General features: G+C 42.5%; 9 protein-coding genes. 4 read left to right on the top strand and 5 right to left on the bottom strand.

Annotated elements, in window-relative coordinates; genetic code table 11:
- Positions 1–212 precede the first annotated feature (212 nt).
- Positions 213–536 (bottom strand): DUF433 domain-containing protein, encoded by a 324-nt coding sequence (locus F6J94_RS31245; RefSeq protein WP_293022734.1) that lies wholly within the window; start codon positions 534–536, stop codon positions 213–215.
- A gap of 158 nt (positions 537–694) precedes the next feature.
- Here F6J94_RS31245 and F6J94_RS31240 point away from each other — a divergent pair, with 158 nt between their 5' ends.
- The gene (locus F6J94_RS31240) at positions 695–1,462 is read left to right on the top strand and encodes a peroxiredoxin-like family protein (RefSeq protein ID WP_293047375.1); all 768 of its coding nucleotides are present in this window, start codon (positions 695–697) and stop codon (positions 1,460–1,462) included.
- Between the two features lie 161 nt (positions 1,463–1,623).
- Here the strand turns inward: F6J94_RS31240 and F6J94_RS31235 are convergent, their stop codons facing one another.
- The 3 genes from F6J94_RS31235 to F6J94_RS31225 are packed head-to-tail and all read right to left on the bottom strand — an operon-like array spanning position 1,624 to position 2,168.
- Positions 1,624–1,725, bottom strand: a complete 102-nt coding sequence (locus tag F6J94_RS31235) for a type II toxin-antitoxin system HicA family toxin (protein ID WP_293047373.1) — start codon at positions 1,723–1,725, stop codon at positions 1,624–1,626.
- A 32-nt stretch (positions 1,726–1,757) separates the two neighbouring features.
- On the bottom strand, positions 1,758–1,985 hold the full coding sequence (locus F6J94_RS31230) for a type II toxin-antitoxin system HicB family antitoxin (protein WP_293047371.1): 228 nt from the start codon (positions 1,983–1,985) through the stop codon (positions 1,758–1,760).
- Positions 1,986–1,994: 9 nt separating this feature from the next.
- The gene (locus F6J94_RS31225) at positions 1,995–2,168 is read right to left on the bottom strand and encodes a hypothetical protein (protein ID WP_293047369.1); all 174 of its coding nucleotides are present in this window, start codon (positions 2,166–2,168) and stop codon (positions 1,995–1,997) included.
- 480 nt (positions 2,169–2,648) lie between these two features.
- Between F6J94_RS31225 and F6J94_RS31220 the strand changes: the two genes are divergently transcribed.
- From F6J94_RS31220 to F6J94_RS31210, 3 genes are read left to right on the top strand one after another with little or no spacing between them, the layout of a single operon-like run.
- A complete protein-coding gene (locus tag F6J94_RS31220) occupies positions 2,649–2,972 on the top strand; it encodes a type II toxin-antitoxin system RelE/ParE family toxin (protein ID WP_293047367.1) in 324 nt (107 codons plus the stop codon).
- Positions 2,969–3,271: a helix-turn-helix transcriptional regulator gene (locus tag F6J94_RS31215; RefSeq protein ID WP_293047365.1), complete on the top strand. Its 303-nt coding sequence runs from the start codon at positions 2,969–2,971 to the stop codon at positions 3,269–3,271. Before F6J94_RS31220 ends, F6J94_RS31215 begins: the two co-directional genes overlap by 4 nt.
- A 21-nt stretch (positions 3,272–3,292) precedes the next feature.
- Positions 3,293–3,484 carry a hypothetical protein gene (locus F6J94_RS31210; RefSeq protein WP_293047363.1) on the top strand — a complete coding sequence of 64 codons (192 nt, stop codon included), beginning with the start codon at positions 3,293–3,295 and terminating at the stop codon, positions 3,482–3,484.
- Between the two features lie 427 nt (positions 3,485–3,911).
- On the opposite strand, the gene F6J94_RS34535 is transcribed toward F6J94_RS31210, so the two are convergent.
- Complete coding sequence (locus F6J94_RS34535) at positions 3,912–4,070, bottom strand: type II toxin-antitoxin system PemK/MazF family toxin (protein ID WP_367142300.1); 159 nt, start codon at positions 4,068–4,070, stop codon at positions 3,912–3,914.
- Positions 4,071–4,139 lie beyond the last annotated feature (69 nt).

Below are 4,139 nucleotides of genomic sequence, written 5' to 3'. Positions count from 1 at the left end.
AATACTCGGTATCTTCAGGATTATACCAAATTTTAGCAAAGACCGATTCAGAAAGTTTAGTCACTAAGGTTTTAGCTTTAGCTGGCATGAGAAACTGTTACCTCGACATCATCAGGTAAATTTTTGCCTTCCAGGACATCATGGGTCAAACTTCTGAGGTGTTGGGTTGTCTTCAAAGGAAATTGTTGATCAGCATAGAGAGCAGCGATCGCTCAAGCCTCATCATTATCCTGGATTGCTTGGTCAATTTCTTCGGGGTGAGCATTAGCATAAACCCAAGCATTGGCAACATCGCTGGCACTTAGGGTAGGGTAATTTTGCAGAAGATCAACTTCACTGCTGCCAAGATTACGAGCTTGAACGAGAACCCAAACAGGAATACGAGTGTTGGCAATCCGGGCATCTCCCCCGCAAACACCAGGTGTTTTTTCAATGCCTGTCCAGATGTTGCTAGCTTCCTGAAGTAGCTGAATCGCTTGAGCTTTTTCAGTTAAACTAAGGGCTAAAAGTTGGGATTTAATCTCGCGCAGGGTCATGGTGGACGAAGTTGTACTGACTTGTTTTGTAAAAATTCGATTTGGGCGATCTATCAACAGATTAAGAAGGCTATCTGGCTCGTATTTGAGTTTTTATCAATATGTCCAAACGTGCTTTACTTTTAATACAACATTCCCCTTAAAACAACCGGTTTAAAATGAATCCTTACACAATCTTAAATCAGACCCAGTGCCAGCGGGTAAGTGATGGAGTCATCCTGCCACTTCTGAGCGGTTGTGAGTCAGCCACCCGCCAGCTGGTACTTGTCTGGCCCCAACTTGGAGATTTCGACAGTCTCGAATACGCTTGGTGGCTGCAACGGGAAGCAAAAAGGTTACAGGGCGAGGGTATAGTAATACGAGCTGTTGGTATTGGCAATCGCGATTCTGGTAAGCGATTCTGCAACTATACGGGGTTTCCTGGGGATTGGTTGTTTGTCTCTGCCAATGCACAGCTGCACCACCAGCTTAATCTTTATCCAGGACTATCGCTCAAGCTACCAGGGCTCTCAATAACCCTAAATGCCTACTTGAATCTGCTGCTGATGTGTGCGGGTATTGGTAGTCCTGGCACTCTAGCTGAAGTATTTCGAGGCTATTGGGGCGATAGTCAGGCTCCGCAGTTGCTCGATGATGAGGAGGTTGTGCGAGGTATACCACTTCCCCCTATCAAGGGCTCATTCTTCAGGCTGGCTGGTGGCAAAGGTTTTCAAAGACCCTTTGAATTGGCAACCCTGCGGCTGCGGAATATGACAGAGGTTTTAAGCCACTGGAATACTTATGTGCCCAATGGGGCTTATCTGACCCAGCGAGGGGGAACTTTCTTATTCGATTCACAGGGTAAATTACTCTACGAATACCGCGATGGCGGGCTCCTTGGCTTTGCTCAGAATATGAGTCGTCCACTGTCGTTTTTATTAGATTAGTTCTACCCAAGCGATATTAACAATGTCTTGATAGATCTTGTGTAATCGAACGCACCCTACAAGAGCGATTGGCCGTAGGCCACCCTACGCGATCGCACTTATTTGAGTTGCTCAAATTCCTTCTCACTAATTCCTAACTGCTTGAGTATTTCTCGAAATAACTAACCTCCAATCTCAGCATTACCATGAACAGGAATAGTGGTTGACCGTCCATCCGGATGCTTCCAACGGGCATGACTTCCTTTTTGACGAACTTTCAGCAAAACCTAATTGTTTAGCAACTTTTTCTAAGGTTTTAGCTAATGCTGGCATGAGAAACAGTTACCTCGACATCATCAGGTAAATTTTTGCCTTCTTCGAGGTATTCTTCTTGAATCATCTCAAAAACATGATTTAATTCACAGAGGGCTGCTTCAGGAGTTTCTCCCCAGGCATGACATCCTTTAATGGCTGGAATATAGGCGACAAAAGTTCCATTGTCATCGGGACGTAAAATAATTTTATAGTCGTTTATGGATTTCATTAGGGTATTTCATGAATCGACTGGCAGGTTATACTGGCGACGTTGCTCTATAGCAAACTCAGCGAAAGACCGAAATCGACCTGCTTGGAAATCATTCAGTCCTTTTTGAATGCCCTTTATAGCCTCCTGTGAATCTTCCACCTCCGACTCTAAGACACTAGCCAGCAATTCGGACGCAACCAAGCTAACATCTTGACCTCGCTGAGCAGCATATTCACGCAGTAGTGCTTCTAATTCTGAGCTAAGGGATAACTACCTTTGTCATCGACCTACTTTCCTCCCAACCTTTGCTTCTCAGCTGCATTCTAACAAAGTGTAGGGGTGCGTTACTAAGGCATTTCCTCAACCCACCGGACAAGATCCCATCGGGTGCGTTAATAACGCACCCTACTGGACTGACATCTCTAAAAATGTAGGTTGGGTTTTACTATCGTTTAACCCAACAAACCATAACAAATTTTGGGTAAAGTACCTCAATCCAAGATACAACAGCTACAAGAGCGGCGATTAGCCCAAAGGGCAACGCAAGGCGCGATGCTCAGAGCCGCTAAAAGCGATTGACCGTAGGCCACGGTAAGCGATTGACCGTAGGACACGCGGGGCGCGTTCGCACTAAATCTTAAGACATCACCCAAAAGTTATCAAATATGATAACCTGTAACTATGAACTGGCAAATTACTTTCTACAACGAGAAAGTAGAACAAGAAACCTTGAACTTTCCACCAGGCATCCTCGCTAATTTTCTACACATCGCTGAGATGATTGAAGAGTTTGGTCCGATGCTGGGTAAACCATACACAGCTTCAATGGGTGGCGGACTTTTTGAAATAAGGTCAAAAGGTTTTGAAGGTATTGGTCGCTCTCTTTACTGTATGATAAAAGGAAGAGAAGTGATTATTCTGCATTCCTTTATTAAAAAGTCGCAAAAAACACCAAAGAAAGAATTAGAACTGGCAAAAAAACGGATGAAGGAGATAAAAAAGTGAGCCGTACAACCTTGGCAAAGTTTAAAGAAAAAGCTCTAGGTAATAGTGAAGTTAAAAAAGAGTATGAAGCTCTGGCCGTAGTTTACGATATTAGAAAGAAACTTATTGACCTAAGGATAAAAGCCGGTTTAACTCAAGAAGAGTTGGCAAAAATTCTAAATACACAAAAGAGCAATATTTCCCGTTTAGAGAATGTTAATTCATCTTATTCTCCCAAGCTCTCGACGATCGAAGACTATGCTCAGGCTGTTGGATATAAGGTAGAAATTAATTTTGTGCCAATAGAACCTTCTCCTTAACCTGAACCTATAACCATATTTATGAGTTGGCTCTTGGATTTCATTGGTTATTGGCGATCGCACTCTCCAGTAGAGTGGAGAAGGCGACAGCGTAATCCACCGAGTTACTTATGGGATGGTGCGTTCTTTATCTTCACCTCAATCCTGGGTTTCCTAGGTCAACCCAGTCTACGAGGCGATCGCATGGAGCAATATATGTTATCCGCAACCTAGGATAAGCGATCGCACTCACCACCTCTATTCAATCGTAGGTTGGGTATAGGAACGGAAACCCAACAACATCAGACCGCCACACCAATTAAATTGTAGGTTCTATTTTGTTAGAACAGATACCCGTCTCTTGAGGAGAAGATGTTGTGTTGAGGGGAATTATGTTGGGTTTCATTCTTTAACCCAAACTACAAAAGCGATCGCACTTCCTCAAGTGAGTATCCTCTATTTCGCTTCGCATGTAAATTGATTAGCCTAAAATAGTTTTAATCATATTTTTCAGTTTTTGGCAATCTGAGTCTTGTAATTTACATAATTTTCTAATTACTAAACTTTTATCAATGGTAGATATAACGGGTTGAATCACAGAATGTTTTATTAATCCGGCGGAGAATAAATCAATAATTTGCAACTCTCCAAAAGTTAACTTTTAACTTATTTTCCAGGTAATTGCCATAATAATTAAGTCCGGTTTTTGTTGATTATAAGTGTTTGAGCTTATGATAACGGTTGGTCTTTTTTTTAGAGTAGTCTGGTCAGTAAAGGGAAAAGGGACGAGAAGAATATCCCCAAAATTATAGGTTGTCATACTCGGCATCTTCAGGATTATCCCAAATTTTAGCAAATAGCACTCTAGAAAATCGACTCATAGAAAAGC

The sequence above is a fragment of the Moorena sp. SIO1F2 genome (assembly GCF_010672755.1).
GTDB lineage: Bacteria > Cyanobacteriota > Cyanobacteriia > Cyanobacteriales > Coleofasciculaceae > Moorena.
This window is presented reverse-complemented; position numbering and strand designations above follow the sequence as displayed.